This window comes from Alteromonas genovensis, assembly GCF_010500895.1.
GTDB classification, from domain to species: domain Bacteria; phylum Pseudomonadota; class Gammaproteobacteria; order Enterobacterales; family Alteromonadaceae; genus Alteromonas; species Alteromonas genovensis.
The window spans coordinates 93,103-114,691 of record NZ_JAAAWO010000009.1 but is presented as its reverse complement, the minus strand read 5'-3'; the positions used below and the strand labels follow the sequence as shown (position 1 = coordinate 114,691).

General features: G+C 44.9%; 19 protein-coding genes. 6 read left to right on the top strand and 13 right to left on the bottom strand.

The features are described 5' to 3' along the window. Positions 1 to 260: 260 nt before the first annotated feature. The 4 genes from GTQ48_RS12660 to rpe all read right to left on the bottom strand — a co-directional run bounded on the left by GTQ48_RS12660 (position 261) and on the right by rpe (position 4,355). Positions 261 to 1,436 carry an HDOD domain-containing protein gene (locus GTQ48_RS12660; RefSeq protein ID WP_287010467.1) on the bottom strand — a complete coding sequence of 392 codons (1,176 nt, stop codon included), beginning with the start codon at positions 1,434 to 1,436 and terminating at the stop codon, positions 261 to 263. A gap of 448 nt (positions 1,437 to 1,884) precedes the next feature. Next, positions 1,885 to 2,466: an anthranilate synthase component II gene (locus GTQ48_RS12655; protein WP_163107007.1), complete on the bottom strand. Its 582-nt coding sequence runs from the start codon at positions 2,464 to 2,466 to the stop codon at positions 1,885 to 1,887. Between the two features lie 174 nt (positions 2,467 to 2,640). Then, positions 2,641 to 3,648 (bottom strand): tryptophan--tRNA ligase, encoded by a 1,008-nt coding sequence (gene trpS / locus GTQ48_RS12650; protein WP_032095181.1) that lies wholly within the window; start codon positions 3,646 to 3,648, stop codon positions 2,641 to 2,643. Positions 3,649 to 3,677: 29 nt separating this feature from the next. Continuing rightward, a complete protein-coding gene (gene rpe, locus GTQ48_RS12645) occupies positions 3,678 to 4,355 on the bottom strand; it encodes a ribulose-phosphate 3-epimerase (protein WP_163107006.1) in 678 nt (225 codons plus the stop codon). A 433-nt stretch (positions 4,356 to 4,788) separates the two neighbouring features. On the opposite strand from rpe, the gene GTQ48_RS12640 reads away from it, so the two are divergent. From GTQ48_RS12640 to GTQ48_RS12630, 3 genes are all read left to right on the top strand, one after another. Beyond that, the gene (locus tag GTQ48_RS12640; protein ID WP_032095183.1) at positions 4,789 to 5,514 is read left to right on the top strand and encodes a TorF family putative porin; all 726 of its coding nucleotides are present in this window, start codon (positions 4,789 to 4,791) and stop codon (positions 5,512 to 5,514) included. 179 nt (positions 5,515 to 5,693) lie between these two features. Next, entirely contained in the window at positions 5,694 to 6,008 is a 315-nt protein-coding gene (locus tag GTQ48_RS12635; protein WP_239060110.1) for a hypothetical protein, read from the top strand. Further along, positions 6,008 to 6,205, top strand: coding sequence for a DUF2970 domain-containing protein (locus tag GTQ48_RS12630; RefSeq protein WP_032095185.1), 198 nt, complete (start codon positions 6,008 to 6,010; stop codon positions 6,203 to 6,205). The genes GTQ48_RS12635 and GTQ48_RS12630 overlap by 1 nt, the downstream gene beginning before the upstream one ends. Positions 6,206 to 6,302: 97 nt before the next feature. Here GTQ48_RS12630 and GTQ48_RS12625 read toward each other — a convergent pair whose 3' ends face one another. The 9 genes from GTQ48_RS12625 to pilM all read right to left on the bottom strand — a co-directional run bounded on the left by GTQ48_RS12625 (position 6,303) and on the right by pilM (position 15,494). Further along, complete coding sequence (locus GTQ48_RS12625; RefSeq protein ID WP_163107005.1) at positions 6,303 to 7,229, bottom strand: Dam family site-specific DNA-(adenine-N6)-methyltransferase; 927 nt, start codon at positions 7,227 to 7,229, stop codon at positions 6,303 to 6,305. A 205-nt stretch (positions 7,230 to 7,434) separates the two neighbouring features. Further along, positions 7,435 to 8,976 carry an SPOR domain-containing protein gene (locus GTQ48_RS12620; RefSeq protein WP_163107004.1) on the bottom strand — a complete coding sequence of 514 codons (1,542 nt, stop codon included), beginning with the start codon at positions 8,974 to 8,976 and terminating at the stop codon, positions 7,435 to 7,437. Positions 8,977 to 9,064: 88 nt separating this feature from the next. Beyond that, entirely contained in the window at positions 9,065 to 10,132 is a 1,068-nt protein-coding gene (gene aroB, locus GTQ48_RS12615) for a 3-dehydroquinate synthase (RefSeq protein ID WP_163107003.1), read from the bottom strand. Positions 10,133 to 10,163: 31 nt separating this feature from the next. Beyond that, positions 10,164 to 10,679 (bottom strand): shikimate kinase AroK, encoded by a 516-nt coding sequence (gene aroK, locus GTQ48_RS12610; protein ID WP_032095188.1) that lies wholly within the window; start codon positions 10,677 to 10,679, stop codon positions 10,164 to 10,166. A gap of 270 nt (positions 10,680 to 10,949) precedes the next feature. Beyond that, on the bottom strand, positions 10,950 to 12,722 hold the full coding sequence (locus GTQ48_RS12605; protein ID WP_163107002.1) for a type IV pilus secretin PilQ: 1,773 nt from the start codon (positions 12,720 to 12,722) through the stop codon (positions 10,950 to 10,952). A gap of 2 nt (positions 12,723 to 12,724) precedes the next feature. Beyond that, positions 12,725 to 13,249, bottom strand: coding sequence for a pilus assembly protein PilP (locus GTQ48_RS12600; protein WP_163107001.1), 525 nt, complete (start codon positions 13,247 to 13,249; stop codon positions 12,725 to 12,727). Continuing rightward, positions 13,249 to 13,860: a type IV pilus inner membrane component PilO gene (locus tag GTQ48_RS12595; RefSeq protein ID WP_163107000.1), complete on the bottom strand. Its 612-nt coding sequence runs from the start codon at positions 13,858 to 13,860 to the stop codon at positions 13,249 to 13,251. The genes GTQ48_RS12600 and GTQ48_RS12595 overlap by 1 nt, the downstream gene beginning before the upstream one ends. Then, a complete protein-coding gene (locus GTQ48_RS12590) occupies positions 13,861 to 14,439 on the bottom strand; it encodes a PilN domain-containing protein (protein WP_032095192.1) in 579 nt (192 codons plus the stop codon). Then, a complete protein-coding gene (gene pilM / locus GTQ48_RS12585) occupies positions 14,427 to 15,494 on the bottom strand; it encodes a type IV pilus assembly protein PilM (RefSeq protein ID WP_163106999.1) in 1,068 nt (355 codons plus the stop codon). Before pilM ends, GTQ48_RS12590 begins: the two co-directional genes overlap by 13 nt. Positions 15,495 to 15,632: 138 nt before the next feature. On the opposite strand from pilM, the gene GTQ48_RS12580 reads away from it, so the two are divergent. The 3 genes from GTQ48_RS12580 to yghU all read left to right on the top strand — a co-directional run bounded on the left by GTQ48_RS12580 (position 15,633) and on the right by yghU (position 21,458). Then, a complete protein-coding gene (locus GTQ48_RS12580; RefSeq protein ID WP_163106998.1) occupies positions 15,633 to 18,293 on the top strand; it encodes a PBP1A family penicillin-binding protein in 2,661 nt (886 codons plus the stop codon). A gap of 77 nt (positions 18,294 to 18,370) precedes the next feature. Continuing rightward, a complete protein-coding gene (locus tag GTQ48_RS12575; protein ID WP_032095195.1) occupies positions 18,371 to 20,062 on the top strand; it encodes an NAD-dependent malic enzyme in 1,692 nt (563 codons plus the stop codon). Between the two features lie 538 nt (positions 20,063 to 20,600). Continuing rightward, positions 20,601 to 21,458, top strand: a complete 858-nt coding sequence (gene yghU, locus GTQ48_RS12570; RefSeq protein ID WP_163106997.1) for a glutathione-dependent disulfide-bond oxidoreductase — start codon at positions 20,601 to 20,603, stop codon at positions 21,456 to 21,458. Positions 21,459 to 21,589 lie beyond the last annotated feature (131 nt).

Sequence of the window (21,589 nt, the reverse complement as noted above, 5' to 3'; positions counted from 1 at the left end):
GCAGTATGCCATTTTTTTTAACATTTGTCTTGTCTTAGGGGTGCTCTAGCCCTTTGTTTACAAGGACTGTGGCTTAATTTGCAAGAAAAGTGAATAACTATTAACTGCTAAGCAATATCATTTGGTAATAGAGATTTTCAGTAGTGGATTTTAGGCTGAGGCATGCAGCAACGGGGGCGCTGCGACTTAAAATGAGTGACTAGTTTTTGCTTAAACGATTATCTCTTGCGCTGGCGGGCTGCATGAATATCCACTAAAAATTAATCTTCAGCATCACTTTTTACGAGAGGAAGTGTGAAAATATCGATATTTTTCAACTTTGCTAATATTCCCTGAGGGTATTTTAATGCTGACAATGTGCTTTTTGCTGTTTTGGCGTCGGTGAGTTTGGTTTGATGCAGCGCTCGAACTTGAGCGTATAATCGCGCTTGTGACAATGTATCGCTTAACACTGAGGGTTGTGCGTGTGATGAACCCGCAACTGCCCGCATAGCAGGCGTGATAAACAGTCGTTTCAATGCCAGTTCGTCTAACACATCTGCGGTTAACGCATCGGCAAAAGTGTGCTGTAGCGCAATGAGATGATTGGCTGATGGCACTATTTTAACTAATGCATCGTGGCGCTTGTGCTCTTTGTCTTTCTGACACTCTTGCAAGAGATGCAGCTGTACTTTGTCGAACATTCTAAAATAAAGGCGAATAACAGCGCATCTGCCTAAGTTACCTAACATGCCAAGCATATAGGCATCGCTCTTGTTTATTCCCTGTGCGATAGCGATGTGCTGCGCTGTTATCGCTACACCCGTTGAATAACTAGACAGCTTTTGTTTGATCAGCGGGTAGGGATCGGTAATTTGTGGCGTGGCGCGTTTTACAATGAGTGACGGGATAAGCAGTCTTAAGTTTTCAATGCCTAAAAAGCTAAGCGCCGTTCGCAGTGTCTCAACAATGATGATGCGACCTCGAGAATCTTTTCTTCTAAAGCGAGCTGTATTAACAATGCGCGTAAGGTCGTCGACAAGCCACGGCATAGTGGCAACAATAGGTTCAAGTTTTGAGACAGAACAGGCTCTTACCGTTAGTGAATCAAGAAGCATACCAATATTGGACGGCAGTTTTAGCAGGTTGCTTATCACCCCTGGCGTATCTTTGAGATACTCCGACATTTCTTCAACGATAATATCGTGGAGTTGATAGCTGATTGATTCGATATAAGAAGCTTCGGAGGTTCTTTGTAGCCGCTTATTCTCAATGGCCACTTTTTCTACGTGCAGCAGCTGCCTGCGAGCATCGCCTTGCTCTGATTGCTCAAAGGTAACTTTGCCCGTTGGCGATTTTCCCAAGATCTCGAACACACGTTCTGTTGAGACAATAAAATTCTCAAAACAGTCGTTAACAGTGGGTTGTTCTGTGTGTTCTTTAGGGGCTGTGGGCACGTGCAGTCGACTCCGATGCTTAATAGTTTCGTACGTTGCTGTATTGTCGTACATTTTATGGCAGTTTCCCACTTTCGATTATCGCTATACCGCTCTTTCACCAAAAAGTCGCTTAATAGCCTGCTTCCTAAGCGTAGAGTCGACAAGGCCTCTAGCTAGTCAAAACCCTAGCTAGTCAGAACTCTAGCTAGTCAGAACGCTAGCTAGTCAGAACTCTAGCTAGTCAGAACTCTAGTTAGTCAAAACTCTAGCTAAACAGGCCTCTAGCTCAAGACTCGGCTAAGCACATCAACTTTGCATTTTAGGTAAGCAATGTATTTAAACACTATAAAAAATGGACTTTTTCAGTCCGAATTAAGGACGTATCGGCAAGAGATACAATTACTTAAGCTATGGCTTGATTAGGGTGTGCTTATCTTTGCTGAACATTTTCTCAGCAGTCTGTGGGCTATTTAGACAGGGATATAAACTTCGCTAGCACATCGTGACCATATTCGGTCAACAGCGATTCAGGGTGATATTGAACTCCCCAAATAGGCATACTTTGATGAGAGATAGCCATAATTTCTTTTTGACCAACATTGGTGGTGCACCACGCATCAGCATTGAGGCATATAGGCAGACTTTCGGGTTTTAATACCAGAGAGTGGTAACGAGTAACGTTGAACGCCCTTGGAAGTCCGTTTAGTAGGCCGGTATCACTATGCTGTAGTTCTGATACTTTTCCGTGCTTTATTTCTTGTGCACCAACCACACTAGCCCCAAAAACTTGACCTATAGCCTGATGTCCCAAGCACACACCCAAAATAGGAATAGTACCGGCAAATCGCTTTATTGCCTGTAAACTAATCCCCGCTTCATTCGGTGTGCAGGGGCCTGGTGATATAACGAGCTGAGAGGGCGCTAGATGAGCAATCTCATCCAGCGTGATGGCGTTATTTCGCACTACTTTTACGTTTACGCCTAACTCTAAAAAATAGCGAGCTAAGTTGTGCGTAAACGAATCAAAGTTATCAATCAACAATAACACGGTAGTGCTATACCTCTGTGTGATATTAAAGCTATGTATTTTATAAAAACGAGTATGAAACACGTAGCATGATCAGTAAGTACTATGCTCAACAAGTACTATGTTCAACAAGTGCTATGCTACACAATTATCATGATCAACACGTGAGTGGGTTACTTTACGGTAAAAGCGACCCTATGGTTTAGGAATGAAACCCACCGCATCATACACTTTCTTCAATGTCACACTTGCTCGTTCTGAGGCCTTATTGGCACCACTTTGCATTACCTCGTTAAGGAAAGCTCTGTCGGCACGAATTTTTGCGTACTCTTCTTGAATCGGTGTAATCAGTGACACAACTGCTTCAGCAACATCGCCTTTAAGGTGTCCATACATCTTGTCAGTGTACTCAGGCTCCAGTTCTTTTATCGATTTGCCCGTTGATAAAGATAGCAAGGTCAGTAAGTTAGATACGCCCGGCTTCTCCTTAGGGTCAAAATAGATATTGGCCTGCTCGTCTGAGTCGGTAACGGCGCGCTTTATTTTCTTCGTCAGCTTTTTAGGCTCTTCAAGCAAACCAAGAAAGTTATTCGGGTTTGTATCCGACTTAGACATTTTCTTTTCAGGCTCTTGTAAGCTCATGATTCGAGCCCCAAAGTCTGGAATATATGGGTCAGGTAATTTAAATACATCGCCGTAAAGATTATTCACCCGAGTCGCGATATCGCGAGTTAGCTCTAGATGTTGTTTCTGATCTTCACCAACGGGCACTTTGTCTGCTTGATAGGCCAATATATCTGCGGCCTGCAATACCGGATAGCTATATAAACCTACGTTGATATTGTTTTCGTTTTTGGCAGACTTATCTTTAAACTGAGTCATTCGGTTGAGTTCGCCCATTTGAGCGTAACAGTTTAGCACCCAAGATAGCTGCGCATGCTCAGGTACGTGAGACTGCATAAAGATAGTGCTTTTTTGCGGGTCGATACCACAAGCAAGGTAGAGCGCTAGGCCATCTAAGCAGGCTTCAAATAACTGCTTGGGATCTTGGCGCACCGTAATCGCATGCAAGTCGACAATCATATAAAGACAGTCGTAATCTGCTTGCATGGAAACCCATTGCTTAAGCGCACCCATATAGTTACCTAGGGTGAGTTGTCCAGAAGGCTGACAGCCACTTAATACAACGGGTTTATTACTCATTATTTTTACCTGTAATTGTGTTTAATAAATTATGCTTTAGACAGCGATGCAAGCTCTTGTCGCATTTCGCTGATGACTTTTGTGTAATCGTCTTGAGAGAAAATGGCGGAGCCAGCTACGAACATGTCTGCGCCCGCTTCTGCGATGTCGCGAATGTTATCTACTTTTACGCCACCGTCAATTTCTATTCTTATATCGTAGCCACTTTCTGCAACGCGCTGCTTAACTGAGCGTACTTTATCCAGTGTCGATGGGATAAAGGCCTGTCCGCCAAAGCCTGGGTTCACCGACATTATAAGAATGTGGTGAAGTTTATCCATCACATGATCTAAGTAATGTAGCGGTGTCGCTGGATTAAAGACCAATCCTGGCTTACATCCCGAATCGATAATGAGCTGCAAAGACCTATCGATATGCTCAGAAGCCTCAGGGTGGAAGCTGATATAGGATGCACCCGCATTGGCAAACTTTTCTATTAGATCGTCTACAGGCTTCACCATTAAATGCACATCAATGGGTGCGGTAATACCGTAGTTTCTTAATGCGTCGCAAATCATAGGCCCAAAAGTAAGGTTTGGGACATAGTGATTGTCCATCACATCAAAATGAACGATATCCGCGCCTGCGCTGATCACTTTCTCAACGTCCGCACCAAGTCGGGCAAAATCTGCGGAAAGAATAGAGGGCGCAATTAAAAATGGTTTCATTTTTCATCCTTAGTCATTAATGCATACACAGCGATTGATGCTGCAGTGTACATATACGCAATGTACACAGATGCAATGTGCATAGATGCAGGTTGATGAAAGTTTAACGAAATCCGTCGTGCTTTACTACGAACTCTGTGTTTCCTCCAGACAATTTAAAATGCGCCCCTATTTCGAAGAGTGAGAAATGCAATACAGCCTGCCCAATTTTGGGGAGTGCGCGTTAATCTGGTGCATTTTTATTCATTTGAGCTGCATGGATATTTTCATTGGGTTCTTTGGGTTTTTAAATAAAATCATTAAAATCAATTATTTAAAATTAATTTTAACTCTTTTTTACTTGTGCCATAAACGGGCATCAGTTTTGCGTTAGCTAGTGCAAATATAAAAATACAGACAGAAAAACAAATTAGAATTTGACTGGAGAACACACATGAAAACGTCTACAAAAAGAACTCTACTTGCCGCTGCTATATCAACAGCGTGCCTTTTTACTGCAATGCCTACTTATGCAGAAGTTACTGCAAACGCAAGCTTCACAAGCAACTACATCTGGCGTGGTCTTACTCAAACAACGAATGATGCAGCTGTTCAAGGCGGTATTGACTATGCACACGAAAGCGGTTTTTACGCAGGTACATGGGCATCAAATGTAAACTACGGTGCTGACGATATTTATTCGTATGAGCACGACCTGTATTTCGGTTTCTCTGGTGAGTCTGACCAAGGCATCGCTTATGATGTGGGTTACTTGTACTACAACTATGATTCAGAAGCTGAATTTGATTTCGCAGAGGTTTACGGCTCAGTAGGTATGGGTGGTGTTAGCCTTACGGTTTCATTACTAGCGCACACAGAAGCAGATGAAGGCGAAGGGCAAGATTTTGGTTTTGGTAAAGCAACCTATGTTTCATTAGACTACGGCATGCCAGTACTAGACGGTGCTGAACTTGGTTTCCACGTTGGTTACCACCAAGGCGATTTCGCAGAAGCGTTTAACGGTGTACCAGATGGTTACGCAGATTACGGTATTTCATTATCTAAAGACGGTTTTAGCTTTGCGGTTACGGGCACCGATTTAGACGATACTGGCGCAGATGCATACGACAACGATGCAGTAAAATTCACTGTTAGCTACGGTATGGACTTCGAGCTATAAGTGTATTGAAAAGTCTGTTTAGTAAAGACTTTTCTGTTAATTGAAAAAAAAGCCCAGCTCATAATGCTGGGCTTTCTCAATGAATACGTGGGCTAACAGCAGGTTAAAATAATTAGCTTGTTCATTAACCTATTTAGATTATACTAAGATGGAATTTTAACCGAGTGATAGGAGTGTTCATGATGAAAGTTCTCCCATTTTTTGCCTTGTGTGGTGTCGTTGCGCTTGCTAGTGCGACAATGGTTTCAGCACCCAACGCTCGCTCGTCTGTCTGTGACTTTCAGCCTGTGACAGAGTTCAACCCCAAGCTACCCGCTAGTCATGTCATGAATCAATGTGCTCGTTATCAAGAAGGCGTTGAGGAAGTCAGCTGGCTCTCGTGGGTTGCAGGTAAGTCATCGTCATTCCAGTTTCACTTCCTCGATTTATTAGAGCTGTTACACAGCGACAATTCTCACCAAGACTTTTCTTCGTCTCCTAAAGACGCTCAGTAATGAGTCACAAGTCCGACTCTGGCTTATGGGCGATAGTTGGCAGCGTTCTAGCTAGCTTGTTTGGCGTGCAAAGCCACAAAAATTACGAACGGGATTTTACGCAGGGTACCTTTATTACCTATGCGGTAATTGGCGTGGTCATGGTGGTATTGTTTGTGGTGAGCTTGTTTACTTTTGTGAAGTGGTACGTAGGCTAGCTAATACCAGTCCGCATAGATAATTACCCTAACTAACGCCTGTCTAATCTCTTCATAACGTCGAACTCTCCTGCCTAATCTTTTCATAGCGTCGTGTCTACGATGTGTTGCTTTTACTTGTCTGCACTGCTGATAAATTTAACGCAGGCTTTTTTGCTTTTCTCGCTCCCTTCGCTCCCTTCGCTTTTTTCGCTGACGGCATCACCGGGGGGAAAAACGCGAGTATTTCATCGACAGGATTGCGCTTCGCGCCATTTTGACTGATGGAGCGTTTTACAGACAACATGCTGAAATCTGCCCCTTGATACAAGTCTCTGGTTAATGGCAAGTCGTGATTTGAGACTAGCACTGGGATCCCTCTTTTTTGCGAGGTTTTAGCTGCAAGCTTCGCCAATTTTTCCTGCGCTTCTTGCCCAAAACTATGACTGGCGTAACTGGTAAACGCGGCAGTTTTACTTATTGGTGCGTAGGGCGGGTCGCAGTAAATGACATTACCTTGTCTCGCCCTAGTAAACACCTTTTCAAAGGGTAAGCAGGTAAAGGTCGCTTTTTGCGATTTTTCCGAAAACACAAACATTTCATGTTCTGGAAAATAGGGTTTTTTATAGCGCCCGAATGGCACATTAAACCGGCCTTGAAGGCTGTAACGACACAATCCATTGTAGCCATGTCTGTTTAAGTAAAGAAATAAAATGGCGCGGTAGTACTCATCTTCGGTTTTATTAAACTCTTCTCGTAACGCGTAGTACATGGGCTCATTGTTACGAGCAGTACTAAAAAAGTCACGGGCATCATTGATAAGTGCGTCAGGCTGCGCTTTGAGAAAGTTATAAAGATTAATTAAATCTGGATTGATGTCGTTTAAGAGGTAACGTTTGTATTGCGTATTCAAAAACACAGATCCGGCGCCGACAAAAGGCTCAATAAGCTTATTTGCTTGCGGTAATCTGGCTTGAATATGCTCAACCAAGCTGTATTTGCCACCGGCCCACTTCAAAAAAGCACGGTTCTTTTTTTGCATCATGCGAAAACGTTACTACCTACACGGAATGAAGACGGTGGTTGTTCCTAACGTCGCCGTTCTAGGCGTATTGCTGGGGAAGGGAGCCTCTCGGCGTCACCACACTAATCGGTAATTGTATCTTTCATCGTTTAAACGGACAACCGGCAAGTGCCGGCCATTTGATATCTTTTTCAAATCGACTAAAAAGCCTGCAGCTAACGCCCATTTACCGACTTTCAGATAGGGCTATTTCCTGCAATATTTGTTGTCCATTTTTTACAAACGCTGACCCATTGCCGGGGTAATCAGGCAGCGCTTGTTTGGCTTGCTGAGCCTGTGTAGCAGATGAAAACGTTTGGGCGTATATCACTACATACCAATCGCCGCCATAGCGACGTGTTTTATAAACTCGGGTTTGCTGTGCCAAGTTATTTTCTTCAATAAAGTCGTTGAGCACTTGTTCGTTTTTCATTGCTAGCATTTGTAGCGCGTACTCATTAGGAGCAATGAACGGAGCTTCTGTACTGCTAGTGACACCTAACTCAGCCCCGGACGCAGATGCGTCAGTGTTTAGACTAGGTTTAGGTTCAGCTAAATTTGCTGTGTTAGCCCCATTGGCGTTTTCGCTTGTGCCGCTGGCAGCCCTTTTATCCTGAGGTAAGGCACTGCCTTTCTTCGATAAGTCACCAGTATCTTTTGATATGGCATTTTGCCAACTGGTAATTAACGCCTCCGGTTGGTTTTGTGCGGCTTCATTGCTTTGCGTGTTCACGCTCGCGTTTACTGTGTCATCAGAGGATGCGAAATTATTATTGATATCATCAGCGCCCTTTATTGTGGCAGCCCCACCGATTAGAGAGCCCTCAGCGTATGGAAAAGAGCCCTCAGCGGTAGGTAAGGAGCCCTCAGCGTATCGTAGAGAGCCCTCAGCGGCAGAATATGAGCCTTCAGCGTTCACTCCCGCTTCATTACCCATAGTTTCTGCTGCTATCTGATCGTAAGCAGAACCAGGCGCAACAAGGTTAGCGTTAGCACCATCTGCGTTGTCTATTGGCGCGAACAAAGAAGCGATGTCGTCGCCGTATTGCCAATAAACTAAACCTGAAAATGTGCTAACAAAAACGCAAAGCAACAATACATAGAGCCATCTCGACTTTAGCGGGTTGGAAAAGGTCAGTGCGCTTTGCTGCTGTCGGTTTTCAAGATGCGCTTGAAAGGCTTCTCGACGCGTTGCAATCATTTTATCTAAATCAGATGCAAAGTTAGGTTGCTCATCGATGACAGACTGACTGCTAATAATTAAGGGTGTTTCCGTGTTTTTGGCGGGTAGCCACTGCTTTGCTCGTTCTGCCCACTGGCTATCGGCAAACAATAATACGTTTAAATGCTGCTTATTGCCGGCAAATCGACTTTGAAGAACAAGGTCCCACAACTCTTGTAAAAAGCTATCCGGTAGGTGATGAGATTGAGTAATGGCAACCAGTATAGGCCCTTCGTGATTATTTAAATCAACAAGTAGCTCGTTTAGCGGTCTGACAAAACTGCCTACTACTTGCCCTAACAGCTGGCGACAGAGTTGGCGACGGTAGTCAGACACATCCATCGTCTCTTGTGCTGTCAAATAGGCTATTTCAGTATCATCATGCTGCTGAAAGACAAAGGCTTCTAGGGTTTTTTGCTGCTGAGCAATAGAGTCTCCACTGACAAAAATCAGTTGCGACGAGTAGTTAACTAAATACTCCAAACGTTCATGCAGTTCATTTTGCATGTGTTTGCCCCTATAAAAACCTTGCTGTGAGTAGAAAACAGTAACACCGCAAACGAACGTGTTTATTTGCGGTGTCGAATCTTTAAGGCTAGGAAAGTACGTTAGAAAGTATGTCGTCGGTCACTGCTTTTGTAACCACCGCGTTGCCAATGCCTTTAGGAAGCACAAATCGTATGCTACCGGCTTCTACTTTCTTGTCTCGCTTCATATGCTTGACGTAGTCAGCTTTGTTCATACTCTTAGGACCTTCAACGGGAAGGTCGAAGGCTTTAAACAGCGCGGCAACACGACGAGTTTCTGACGTTTCGAACCAATCTAGCTCTTGTGCAGCTAAACAAGCAATTATAGTACCAGCTGCCACGGCTTCACCATGCAGCCAGTTGCCATAGCCTTGCTCTGCTTCTATAGCGTGACCAAACGTATGGCCCAAATTTAGAATGGCGCGTAGCCCGCCTTCTCGTTCGTCTTTTTCTACCACATCGGCTTTTATTTCACAGCAGCGGTGAATAGTTTGGCTTAACACGTCGTTGTCGAGCGCTTTCAGCGATTCTACTTGAGACTCAAGCCAAGTAAAGAAAGGTGCGTCGTAAATAATGCCATACTTCACGACTTCAGCCATCCCAGCCGCGAATTCTCGCTTTGGAAGGGTGGACAATGAGAGTGTGTCTATTGCTACAAAAACAGGCTGGTAAAATGCACCAATCATGTTTTTCCCAAGAGGATGATTGACTGCAGTCTTTCCACCCACTGATGAATCAACTTGGGAAAGTAATGTAGTAGGAACCTGAATAAAAGGGATGCCGCGCTGATAGGTTGCTGCTACAAAGCCAGTAAGATCGCCAATTACCCCGCCGCCTAATGCGATTAACGTGGTATCGCGAGCGGCATTTAGCTCTAACAAACGGGTCATAACGACTTCGAATTGTTCGAGGTTTTTATACTGTTCGCCGTCGGGCAGGATAATGGTTTCTACGTTAACGTCGCCACAGGCAGCTTTTGCTGTCTCTAGGTACAATGGCGCAACGGTTTCATTGGTAACGATAACAGCGAGAGGCCCTTTTATGTAAGGGCTAAATAGAGCAGGCTGCGAGAGCAAACCTGCTTCTATCTGTATTGGATAGCTACGGTCTCCAAGTTCCACAGTTAAGGTTGACATGGGCGCAGCACCTCCTAATACATTATGCTATTTAAAGACCGATTTTACTGATGATTTGGTTTGCTACCGCACGTGCAGACTGGTCGTCGGTATCAACTACGTAGTCGGCTACCTCTTCGTACAAAGGGTTGCGTGAGTCAGCTAGGTCGCGAAGTACCTTCTCAGGATCTTCGTTTTGAAGAAGAGGACGACGCTTGTCACGTTGTGTACGAGCTACTTGCTTATCGATAGTGGTTTGCAAGTAAACAACGATACCGCGGGCAGATAAACGGTTACGTACTGCTTTAGTCACGATAGAGCCACCGCCAGTAGCAAGCACAATGCCTTGCTTGTCGGTTAAATCGTTGATGACGTTTTCTTCGCGTGCTCTAAAACCATCTTCACCTTCTAAGTCAAAGATCCAGGCGATATCAGCCCCAGTGCGGCGCTCAATTTCCTGATCCGAATCAAAAAAATCCAAGTGAAGTTCGTCTGCTAGATGTCTACCGATTGTGCTCTTGCCAGCACCCATCGGGCCAACTAAAAAGATATTACGTTTTTCAGCCATATTTGCTTATATCACAACTTAATCATGTTAGGGGCAGTGCACTGTTGCCTTACCAGCCTACCCATTGACTCGTGCCTATTTAATGTCCAATAAGCACCACTCCTTAAACCTCGTTAATATTTCGAGGCGGCGATTATCTCAGTTTCCTACAAGGCGTTGCAAGTTTTGTTACCAACAATATGCATATACCTGTAATTTCACTTAAAAAAACAGGGTTAAAACAAAAAACGTGCAAGGCTATGCACGTTTTCTTGGTAACTCAGGGAGGGGTTACGGTTTTTCAGTAATTATTTTCGGCGTTACAAAAATTAATAACTCGCGCTTTTGCTGTAGCTCAGTGGTATTTCTGAACAATGCACCAAGCACGGGAAGGTCGCCAAAAAGTGGTACTTTATTTACACCGTCACTACTTGTTTGCTGGAAGATGCCGCCTAGAACAATTGTTTCTCCATTCTCAACCAGCACCTGCGTCTGTATTTCTTGTGTATCAATTGCTACTGCATCCCCAGTTGATGTGGATACTGTTTCACCTCGGGTATCTTGTGTTACTACCAAATCTAAAATAATTCGGTTGTCCGGTGTGATATGCGGCGTGACTTTAAGTGATAATACCGCCTTTTTAAATTCAACTGCTGTGGCGCCGCTTGAGGTTGCCTGTACAAACGGAATCTCAGTACCTTGTTCTATATACGCTTCGTGTTGATTGGCAACTGTAATGCGCGGGCTGGCAATGATTTCACCCTTGCTTTCAGATTCTAATGCCGACAGCTCTAAATCTAATATGGTGCCATCAATTAAACTTGCCACTTGAAAGCCTATGGTGCCCGCAGCGCTGCTTACCGGTAAGTTAACGTTTAATCGGTTGTTGATTGAAGGAACAATGCCACCTGCAATGGTATCAGCACCTTCAAGAGAGCCCGATACACCGTTGTCGTCTTGTCTGTCACTGAAGCCCCAACGAACGCCAAGTTGTTCATCTACGTTATCCAGTACAGTTACCATACGGCTTTCAATAAGCACCTGCTTAACAGGAATATCGAGTACTTCAATGGTCTTTCTGGCTTCATCGATAGACTCCAACGTGTCTCTTATCAGCAGTGTATTGGTGCGCTCATCAACGGTCACTCCGCCTCTATCTGAAAGAATACCGCCTTCCGATGACTTTAAAATTGCAGCCAGTTCTGCTGCTTTTGCGTAGTTAATCGCAATATCCACTGTTTGCAAGGGGGCTAAATCGGCCACTTGCTGACGAGACTGCAGCGCTTGGGTTTCTCTTGCGGATAATTCTTCTGCCGGTGCAATAAGTAAAATATTACCTTCTAAACGCTTGTCTAAGCCTTTTACTCGCATGATCATATCGAGGGCTTGATCCCACGGAACCCCAGAAAGGCTAATGGTGACATTGCCTGTCACCGAATCGGTCGTAACGAGATTAAAGCCATTAACTTGAGCAATAATCTGCAGAACCTGACGTACCGGAACGTCCTGGAAGTCGAGAGATATGGGTTCGCCAGTATACTTTTTCTCGCTGCTAAGGGCTTCTTGCTGTTCTTTACCCATAGGCACTATTTCAATGTGAAGCTGCTTCCCTTTTACCGTGTTTCTAACGGTAACAGCGCCTTCATAATTGACTTCAACACGCGCAGATTTGTCGTCTTCAAAAGTTTCGATAGTAGAAACCACGGTGCCGAAATCAGCCACATCAAGCTCTACAAACTGATTTTCACCCAGTTTAGTGGCCATTAAAGTAACTGATACTTTGCCCTGAGATTCAATAAGCTGGGTCTTAGGTACTTGGCCTTCAAACGTCACCATAGTAATCGCGGTGTTGTTGGCGTTTTGCGTAAAGTCGACATCAGTGATGGTGGTGGTCACACGCTGAGCATCGCTCATAGACTGCGGGTCGACTAAAACTGGCTCTTGGGCTTTAGAGGGAGCAACAAACACAGTAAAAGAGAGGAGCGCGGCAATAGTACCTGCTAACCAATACCATCTAGGCCCGCTACGATTTAGAGACTTATTAAATATGTATCGCTCGGCCATGTTTACTCTCCCGCCTGTGATGCTGTTGTCATTGTTGTTGTTTTCCTTTGCCAGCAGCCAGCACCATCTGGTAATAACTGTTCTATCATAATTGATTCTGTGCCAATTTGCGTAATGCTGCCGTAAAATAGCCCAATTCTGCTTTTGGCTTTTGCTTTGTGCAGCACGCCGTCGTTACTTTTTATGAGCGCCCATTTTTCGCCTTGAACGGTAAAACTTCCAGTGAGTGCGAGTGCGTCTAAGCCATAGCTTTCTAACGCCTGTTTGGGACGTTGAAAATCGGGTTGTAAGCAATTTTCAACCCGGGTTTGGCTCACTACCGCAGGTATCCCTCTTGGCTGCTGAAAAGGGCTTCGCAACGAACTTGCGCTGTATGCAAAAGGCGGTTGAGTTTCAAATTTAGTGTATGGCTCTACGCTCGGCTGAGCTCGGCTTTTTACGCTTTCTGTGTAAGCCTGTAAATCGTTGATTTCAGGGGCGCATCCAGAAATCATAACAAAAATACACAAAGATAAAAGATATCGCATTAGTCTTCTTCTCCCTCTAAGAGTGAGGGATTGTCAGAACGGTAGGTTCTTGCCTGTAATCTAAGGGTTAAGCTACCTTCATCGCGGGCAATATCAAAGTCGTGCAAAGTTACAATACGAGGTAAATCTGCCACATTAGAGACGAATTCACCAAAGTTGTGATACCCGCCGCTTACTTCCATCTCTATTGGCAGTTCTGTGTAGAATTCTTTTGGCACTTCTTGCTGCCAGTTGAGCAGTTTAAAGGTTAATCCTGCCGAGGTGCCCACGTAGGTAATATCGTCAAGTAGTCCCGGTGTCTCATTACTGGTAGGTAGACTTTTCAGCATAGAAGAGAAGTCTTTTTTGATTTGCTCTAGTTGGGCTTGATAAGCATCGAGGTTTGCAGCAATTCGGTATTTAGCTTCAAACTGAAGCTTTAATTCGTCTTCTTTTAATTTCGCTGTATCTAAGATAGGAAGCTTTGGACTTATCAGCAGGTAGTAACTTAATGCGCCTATGGCAATAGCTACAAAGGCAGCAACAACAATGCGTACTTCGTTGGGCCAAATGGCAATTTGTTCGAAATCGAGTTCGTTGAGTTCTTTTAGTTTTGAGACATCAAATTTCATCTACTGAACCTCACTTTCTGCATCTGTCACTGGCGCTAGATTGGGGGCGATAGAGAATGTAAGGGTAAAGTCACTCACTGCACGCGCGGCGCTGCTATCCGATTTGATGGTAGACAGTTCAGCAGACACAAAGGTGTCAGAGCTGTCTAATGCGCGCATGAAATCAGATAGCCTGTTGTTTGAATCACTCGTACCCTCAATTTTTATGCTATTTCCAGTGCGAGCCATAGTATTAAACGCTACGCCTGAGGGTACAAGCTTGGCTAGCTCATCAAACACAATAGGCGAGATATTGCGACTTGCCTGAAGTTGTTCAATCAGGGTCATCCGTTGTTCAATGGCGCTTTTATTTTCCTTCACTTTCTTTATATCGCCAATTTGATTGTCTAGGGCGGCAATTTCACGTTCTAGAAATTGGTTTCGCGAGTTTTGATGGCTAATTTGCTGATCGATGGCTTGCCCAACAAACCAAAATATTAGCCCAACAATCGCCGCTACGGCCACGAGTGCTGCCAGATACTGTTGCTTTTGATGCTGGCGCTGTTTTTCCCGCCAGGGGAGTAGGTTTACATGTGCCACGGGGTAAAGCTCCTACTCGCTAGGCCTGCTGCTATGACAAGTTGAGGCGCTAATTTTTGTAGTTTTGCAGCATCCAATTTTGGATTGATTGTCATGCCTGCAAAAGGGTTAAAGCGAGCGACATCAAGACCTAAGTCTTGGTTTAAAATATCAACCAAAGGCTCAATGGTTGCTGCGCCTCCGGTAAGTAAAATTTTCTGAGGACGTTCGGCGTGAGTGGTACTCATGTACATCTGCAATGCGCGATTAATGCTTTGTTGAAGGTTAGCGGCAAAAATGGGTAGGGTGTCTTCAACCCAATTTCCTGCCAATGTGCCGTCTAGCAACTGGCGTTCTGCAGTTTCTCGCTCAATCATATGAATGGCGCTAATATCGCTAATGAGGTTATTCAGTCCAAAGGCGTGCTCTTTGGTATAGATAACGTTGCCGTTTTTTACCACACAGACCTGGAGCAGTGAGGCTCCCACATTCACACAACACAAGGACTCGTCGGTTGCCGGATTGGCGTGAAAAAAGTCGATGGCATTGCCGATAGCGTAGCTTTCCATATCGACAATTTTAGGCTCAAAATTGGCTTCTCTTGCTAGCAGCAGTCGGCTATCTACCAAATCTTTATGTGCAGCCGTCAGCAGAACATTTACTTTGCCTGTATGCGTAGTACTTGGCCCGATTTCTTCAAAGTCTAAATAGACTTCTTCTAATGGGTAAGGAATGAGACTGTCAGCTTCTATTTCAATTTGGTTTTCTAAATCGAAATCGCTTTGCTCTGGATCCATATAAACCACTTTACTGATAACAGACGTGCCCGCAACAGCCACGTTGGCTAACTTAATTTTGGTCTTAAGTGCTTTTCTGATTTTTTTTAGTGCAATACTGACCGATTCATAATCTTTTATGTCGCGCTCTGAAAAAGCAATTTTATTGATGGGTTCGCAGGCATACCCTTGAAGTACAAACCCATCTTTTGTCTGCTCTATCCATACCGCTTTTATTTGACGCGTACCTATGTCTAAGCCCACAATGGGCGGCAGCTTTTTTTTCAGTAGCGATTTCATTTATTCGTGCCTAGTTCCAAAGGTAGTTGCTCTAAAGTACAATATTACGCTAAATAATTCATATGTATGGTTCTATTGATAACACATACGTATAGAATATACGTCATTTCATCATAAATTTCCTTGGTACCCGTTACAGTGAAGTACATTAAACCGCTAATCCTTTTCAGTTTCTTATCCGGTCTTCTTGGCTTTGCTGCGCTGGTTGGTATTTACTTTTATATCAAACCTGACCTGCCTAGTGTCACTGTCCTTAAGGATGTTCGCCTGCAAACCCCAATGCAGATATATACCAAAGATGGAAAACTTATTTCCCAGTATGGAGTTAAACGGCGGATACCGGTAAAACTTGAGGAAGTTCCTAAGCAATTAGTCGATGCGATAATTGCCACTGAGGATAGCCGCTTCTACGAGCATCACGGTATTGATCCCATTGGTATTGTTCGAGCAGCAGTAAGCTTAGTACTGACGGGTGAAAAGCGACAGGGAGCCAGTACACTTACCATGCAGTTGGCAAGAGGCTTCTTTCTGTCTCGGGAGAAGACGTACATACGTAAGGTGAAGGAAATATTTATCGCTCTTCATATGGAGCAAGAGCTCTCGAAGCAAGAAATCTTGGAGCTATATTTAAACAAAATCGAATTAGGTCACCGTTCGTTTGGTTTTGGCGCCGCTTCACAGGTGTACTATGGAAAGCCACTTACCGAGCTGTCTTTAGCACAAATTGCTACCATTGCGGGTCTTCCCAAAGCGCCCTCAGTGCTTAACCCCATCAGCGGACCAGAGCGCTCTGTTGAAAGGCGACGAGTGGTTCTTCTAAGAATGCTCGATGAGAACTACATTACCAGAGCGCAGTTTGATGAAGCCGCTAGCGCTCCTGTTACTGCACGTAAACACGGCGCTGAAATTGAAGTTGATGCGCCATACCTAGCGGACGTTATTTATTCCGAAATGGTAGAAACCTACGGGAAAGAAGAAGCAGAAACAGGTGGGTATCAAGTGTATGCAACGGCAACATCTGAGCTACAGCTCGCTGCGCAAAGGGCGGTGATAAGAAATCTACATGATTATGACGAGCGCCATGGCTATAAAGGCGCATTAGGCTATTTGTGGAATATCCCTAAATCTGAGTCAAAAGACGAGAAAATCCCGATTCTGTCATTGAGTTTTGACGTGAGCAATCGCACAGAGCGAGCGATGTGGGATGACACGTCGTTAATATCCGTATTAGAAGAAATTCCCTATATTAAACCGCTAGTGCCGTCAGTGGTGAAAGTGGTAAACGAAAAGTCTATAGAGGTACTTACTGTCAATGGCGAAACTCGCACCATAGAGTGGGACGGCCTAGATTGGGCTCGTCGATACATTACTGACTTCAGGCAAGGAAACGACCCAGATACAGCTGCCGATGTGACGCGCGAAGGTGCGGTAATTTATATTCGTGAGCAAGACGGTGAGTGGCGAATTGCGCAGATCCCCGAAGTAAGCGGTGCGTTTATCGCGCTTAACCCGAAAAACGGTGCCGTGGAAGCGGTCGTGGGCGGCTACAGCTTCTACCAAAGTCAGTTTAACCGCGCCACGCAAGCTAAGCGTCAAGTTGGCTCGAACATAAAACCATTTGTCTATTCAGCCGCAATCAATAGCGGTTACACATTAGCGTCTATTATCAACGATGCGCCAATAAACCAATGGAACGCTGCAACGGGCGTGGCATGGCGGCCGCAAAATTCACCTGCTGAATACGATGGTCCTATTCGCATGCGAAAAGCATTGGGTAAATCGAAAAACGTGGTGTCGGTTCGACTACTTCGCGGCGTAGGTTTACGCGAAACAGCGAATTACCTTACTCGTTTTGGTTTTAACAAAGAGGATATTCCTCTCGATGAAACCGTATCATTAGGTTCGAGCTCTCATACTCCTCTTGAAGTGGCGCGCGGCATGTCGGTCATTGCCAACGGCGGTTATCTAGTAAACCCTCACTTTATCAGTGAAGTGCTCGACGAGAATGGTGAACAGCTATGGCAGGCAAACCCAGTATGGGCATGTCACCGCTGTGAAGAGGAAGACGATACCTCAACGTCCCAGCCCTTAGATGAAGACGATATTGAAGCATTGCTTGCGGCTCAGTTTAATGAAGACGCTGGTACGGTAGATTTGACCAATGACGTTGAAGAAAAAACCATAGCGCCTCAGGTTATTAGTGCACAAAACGCGTTTCTCGTCGCTGAGATGATGCGAACGGGCGTGAGAGCTAACGGTAACTGGAATAAGAAAACCTACTGGCTTGGCACCGGCTGGCGCGCTAGAAATATATTACAGCGTACGGATATTGCTGGTAAAACCGGTACAACTAACGATTCAAGAGATACGTGGTTCAGCGGGTTCCACAAAGATATCGTGGCGACTGCTTGGGTAGGTTTTGACAATATGAGCCGCCAGCTTGGTCGGGCTACTCGCAATCAAAACTTAATCAATAAGGACCCTGAGAAGTTTAATTGGATTGGTAATGCGCTTATCGGAACAGAAGATGGTGCCAAAGCCGCAGGCCCTGCCTGGATCCGCTTCATGGAATATGCACTGGCCGACAAACCTTATTCTCCGTTACCTGTGCCTGAAGATATCGTTCGCGTGCGCATTGATCGTACCAGTGGAAAGTTGACCAATCGCACAGACCATACGACACTATTCGAATACTTCCTTCAAGGTACAGAGCCTACCGTATACGTTCGTGACAACGATGTGGTAGACCCAGCCGAGCAGGATGAAACAACAACGCCAGAGTCAGAAGAAATATTTTAAAAAAGGGAAGGGCGTGCAAAACCACGTCCTTTCAGGCTTTGGCGCTCCATTTGCCTGAACCCATAACCGGAAAAAACATGTCAGAAGATTCACAGCGCTATCTCTATATCCCACATTCCGGCCCTTCATTGCTGGAAACTCCGCTACTTAACAAGGGCAGTGCCTTTACTGCCCGAGAAAGAGCTGCATTCAATCTAACGGGATTAGTGCCGCCGCGGTATGAAAGCATAGAAGAGCAGGTTGAACGCGCTTACATGCAGTACAGCAGCTTTGACGAAGCATTGAATAAGCACATTTACTTGCGTGCAATTCAAGATAATAACGAAACTTTGTTTTATCGCCTCATTCAGAAATACATTGATGAAATGATGCCGCTCATCTACACCCCTACTGTTGGGGATGCCTGTGAGCAGTTTTCTGATATTTACCGCAGCTCTCGTGGTTTATTTGTGTCTTATGAAGAGCGTCACCAGATAGATGACATTGTTCGCAACGCCACAAAACGCAAAGTGAAAGTCATCGTTGTGACAGACGGCGAGCGCATTTTAGGGTTAGGCGACCAAGGTATTGGTGGCATGGGTATTCCTATTGGGAAACTGTCGCTGTATACCGCCTGTGGCGGTATTAGCCCAGCCTATACATTGCCGGTGATGCTTGATGTGGGCACTAATAATGAAAAGCTGCTTAACGATCCTATGTACATGGGCGCTCGACACCCTCGCATTGAGCAAAAAGAGTATGACGAATTTGTCGACTTGTTTGTACAAGCAGTTAAACGACGCTGGCCTGACGTACTTATTCAATTTGAAGACTTTGCTCAGCCAAACGCCATGCCGTTACTTAATCGCTATCGCAATGAGATCTGTTGTTTCAATGATGATATTCAGGGCACCGCGGCAGTGACTCTAGGCACAATATTAGCCGCCTGTAGAACAAAGCAACAAAAGCTCAGTGAGATGAAGGTTGTTTTTGTGGGCTCTGGTTCGGCAGGTTGCGGTATTGCTGAAATGCTCATTCAGCAAATGGTATTTGAAGGGTTAAGTGACGAGGAAGCGCGAAAGCAAGTATTCATGATTGATCGCTTTGGCCTCTTAACAGAAGGCATGGAAGGTCTCCGCGACTTCCAAGAAAAGCTTCAGCAAAAACAAGAAGACCTTGCCGATTGGACCTTCAGTGGCGATTATGCGTCGCTTCTTGATGTTATGCATTGTGCACAGCCCGATGTGCTGATTGGGGTGTCTGGCCAGCCAGGCCTATTCACTGAACAAGTCATTCGCGCCATGAAGCAAAACTGCGAATTGCCTATTATCTTTCCGCTGAGTAATCCTTCACGCCAAGTGGAAGCGCGGCCAGAGCAGGTTATTGAATGGACAGATGGAGAGGTGATCATTGCCACCGGAAGCCCATTTAAGCCGGTTGAGTACAATGGAAAGGTGTTCCCTATTGCCCAGTGCAACAACTCTTATATCTTTCCTGGTATCGGTTTAGGTGTTGTTGCTGCAAAAGCGAAACTAATAAGCGATGAAATGTTAATGGCTGCTAGTAACGCCCTCGCTAAAGCGTCGCCATTAGTCAACACTGGTGAAGGTTCTCTGTTGCCATCCTTGGTACAAATTGCAGAGCTTAGTCGAGATATTGCTTTTGAAGTTGGCAAGGTAGCAATGCAGCAAGGCTTGGCCTTAGAAATGTCTGAGGAGGCACTTCGTGCAAGCATTGAAAGGAATTTCTGGAAAGCAGAATATCGACCCTATAAACGAGTGAGTATTTAAATATTCAAAAGCAGGCGCAACGCCTGCTTTTTTGTATGTACTTCAAGGTGGAACATATTCTAGCAAACACCTTTGTATCTTCCTCGGTAAGATATTGTCGCCAATGTGCAACATTTTCCTCTATTTTTTCCTGACTTTTTCGCTTTAAAATTTCCAACGCTATGAAAATATTGGTTTTTTTGTAGTTGGCTTAATTATTGATATCTAAATATTCACATGCACATAAGTGCAAGCATGTGTGATGAACAAGCGCGGTGCTAATGCAGTTAATTGATATGTACGGGTAGATGAGCGCTAGTGTAATCCGCTCATATAATTTGCTAGCTCAACTCGCTAACGCTATCCGTACACTACCGCTTTGCGTGCAATGGAGTGTGCGCCTTTTATTGTAGGCCGAGCTGGTGAATTTCACCGCTCGGCTTTTTTATGTTGGTGAGCCTATAACCTTGTTTATTGGTCGACACCGGTGAGCTCTATCTCTTTAAAAGTTGTTATTAGTTACTAGATAATTTACAAGCAGCGACAAAAAGGAAAAGCAATGTCAGCATCTGATAACTACACCCCTCCTAAAATATGGACGCAGGACAAAGACGACGGCAATAAGTGGGCTAGCATTAATCGCCCTGTGTCTGGTGCGACCCATGAAAAGGCCCGTGAACAAGGCGAGCATGGATTTCAGCTTCATTCTTTAGCCACACCAAACGGGCAAAAAGTAACCATTATGCTGGAAGAGTTGTTGGCCGCAGGCGTGGATGAGGCTGAGTATGACGCTTGGTTGGTGAATATTGGAGAGGGCGATCAATTTTCTTCAGGCTTTGTGGATGTGAACCCAAATAGTAAAATACCCGCGATGGTGGATACCACAACCACACCGGAGACGAAGCTGTTTGAGTCTGGCTCTATCCTGATGTACTTAGCTGAAAAGTTCGATAAATTTATTCCCAAAGATGCTCATGCTAAAGCAGAATGCATGAACTGGTTGTTCTGGCAGGTGGGCAGCGCGCCTTATCTCGGTGGTGGTTTTGGCCATTTTTACAGCTACGCGCCATACCCAATGGAGTACCCCATTAACCGCTTTACTATGGAAACGAAACGTCAATTAGACGTTTTAGATAAACATTTGGCGAAGAATACATTCATGGCGGGCGACGAGTACAGCATAGCGGATATCGCAATATGGCCATGGTATGGCAACCTCGTGCTTGGTAACTTATATGACGCCGCTACGTTTTTACAAGTAGATGATTATACCCATCTGCTTGAATGGGCCCAGCGTGTTGAAAAGCGCAAAGGTGTGCAGCGCGGCCGTATCGTTAATAAAACGTGGGGCGAAGACGGGCAGTTGGAGAACCGACACAGCGCTGCTGATATCAATAATGCCCTAGCGAATGGCTAAAGACGTTTAAAATAAGAGTAAAGCGACTGTGTAAAGCGCCATCATTGACGTAGTCGATGGTGGCGACACAGCTGTTTTGCGTGATGCTAGTGACAAGAACTAATGCAGTCAACCAATGCATTTAAATAGGC

Excerpts from the sequence above, each read along its gene's own strand:
- trpS (WP_032095181.1), bottom strand. The coding sequence starts at position 3,648 with ATGAGTAATAAACCCGTTGTATTAAGTGGCTGTCAGCCTTCTGGACAA.
- rpe (WP_163107006.1), bottom strand. The coding sequence starts at position 4,355 with ATGAAACCATTTTTAATTGCGCCCTCTATTCTTTCCGCAGATTTTGCC.
- GTQ48_RS12640 (WP_032095183.1), top strand. The coding sequence starts at position 4,789 with ATGAAAACGTCTACAAAAAGAACTCTACTTGCCGCTGCTATATCAACA.
- GTQ48_RS12635 (WP_239060110.1), top strand. The coding sequence starts at position 5,694 with ATGATGAAAGTTCTCCCATTTTTTGCCTTGTGTGGTGTCGTTGCGCTT.
- GTQ48_RS12630 (WP_032095185.1), top strand. The coding sequence starts at position 6,008 with ATGAGTCACAAGTCCGACTCTGGCTTATGGGCGATAGTTGGCAGCGTT.
- GTQ48_RS12625 (WP_163107005.1), bottom strand. The coding sequence starts at position 7,229 with ATGATGCAAAAAAAGAACCGTGCTTTTTTGAAGTGGGCCGGTGGCAAA.
- GTQ48_RS12620 (WP_163107004.1), bottom strand. The coding sequence starts at position 8,976 with ATGCAAAATGAACTGCATGAACGTTTGGAGTATTTAGTTAACTACTCG.
- aroB (WP_163107003.1), bottom strand. The coding sequence starts at position 10,132 with ATGTCAACCTTAACTGTGGAACTTGGAGACCGTAGCTATCCAATACAG.
- aroK (WP_032095188.1), bottom strand. The coding sequence starts at position 10,679 with ATGGCTGAAAAACGTAATATCTTTTTAGTTGGCCCGATGGGTGCTGGC.
- GTQ48_RS12605 (WP_163107002.1), bottom strand. The coding sequence starts at position 12,722 with ATGGCCGAGCGATACATATTTAATAAGTCTCTAAATCGTAGCGGGCCT.
- GTQ48_RS12600 (WP_163107001.1), bottom strand. The coding sequence starts at position 13,249 with ATGCGATATCTTTTATCTTTGTGTATTTTTGTTATGATTTCTGGATGC.
- GTQ48_RS12595 (WP_163107000.1), bottom strand. The coding sequence starts at position 13,860 with ATGAAATTTGATGTCTCAAAACTAAAAGAACTCAACGAACTCGATTTC.
- pilM (WP_163106999.1), bottom strand. The coding sequence starts at position 15,494 with ATGAAATCGCTACTGAAAAAAAAGCTGCCGCCCATTGTGGGCTTAGAC.
- GTQ48_RS12575 (WP_032095195.1), top strand. The coding sequence starts at position 18,371 with ATGTCAGAAGATTCACAGCGCTATCTCTATATCCCACATTCCGGCCCT.
- yghU (WP_163106997.1), top strand. The coding sequence starts at position 20,601 with ATGTCAGCATCTGATAACTACACCCCTCCTAAAATATGGACGCAGGAC.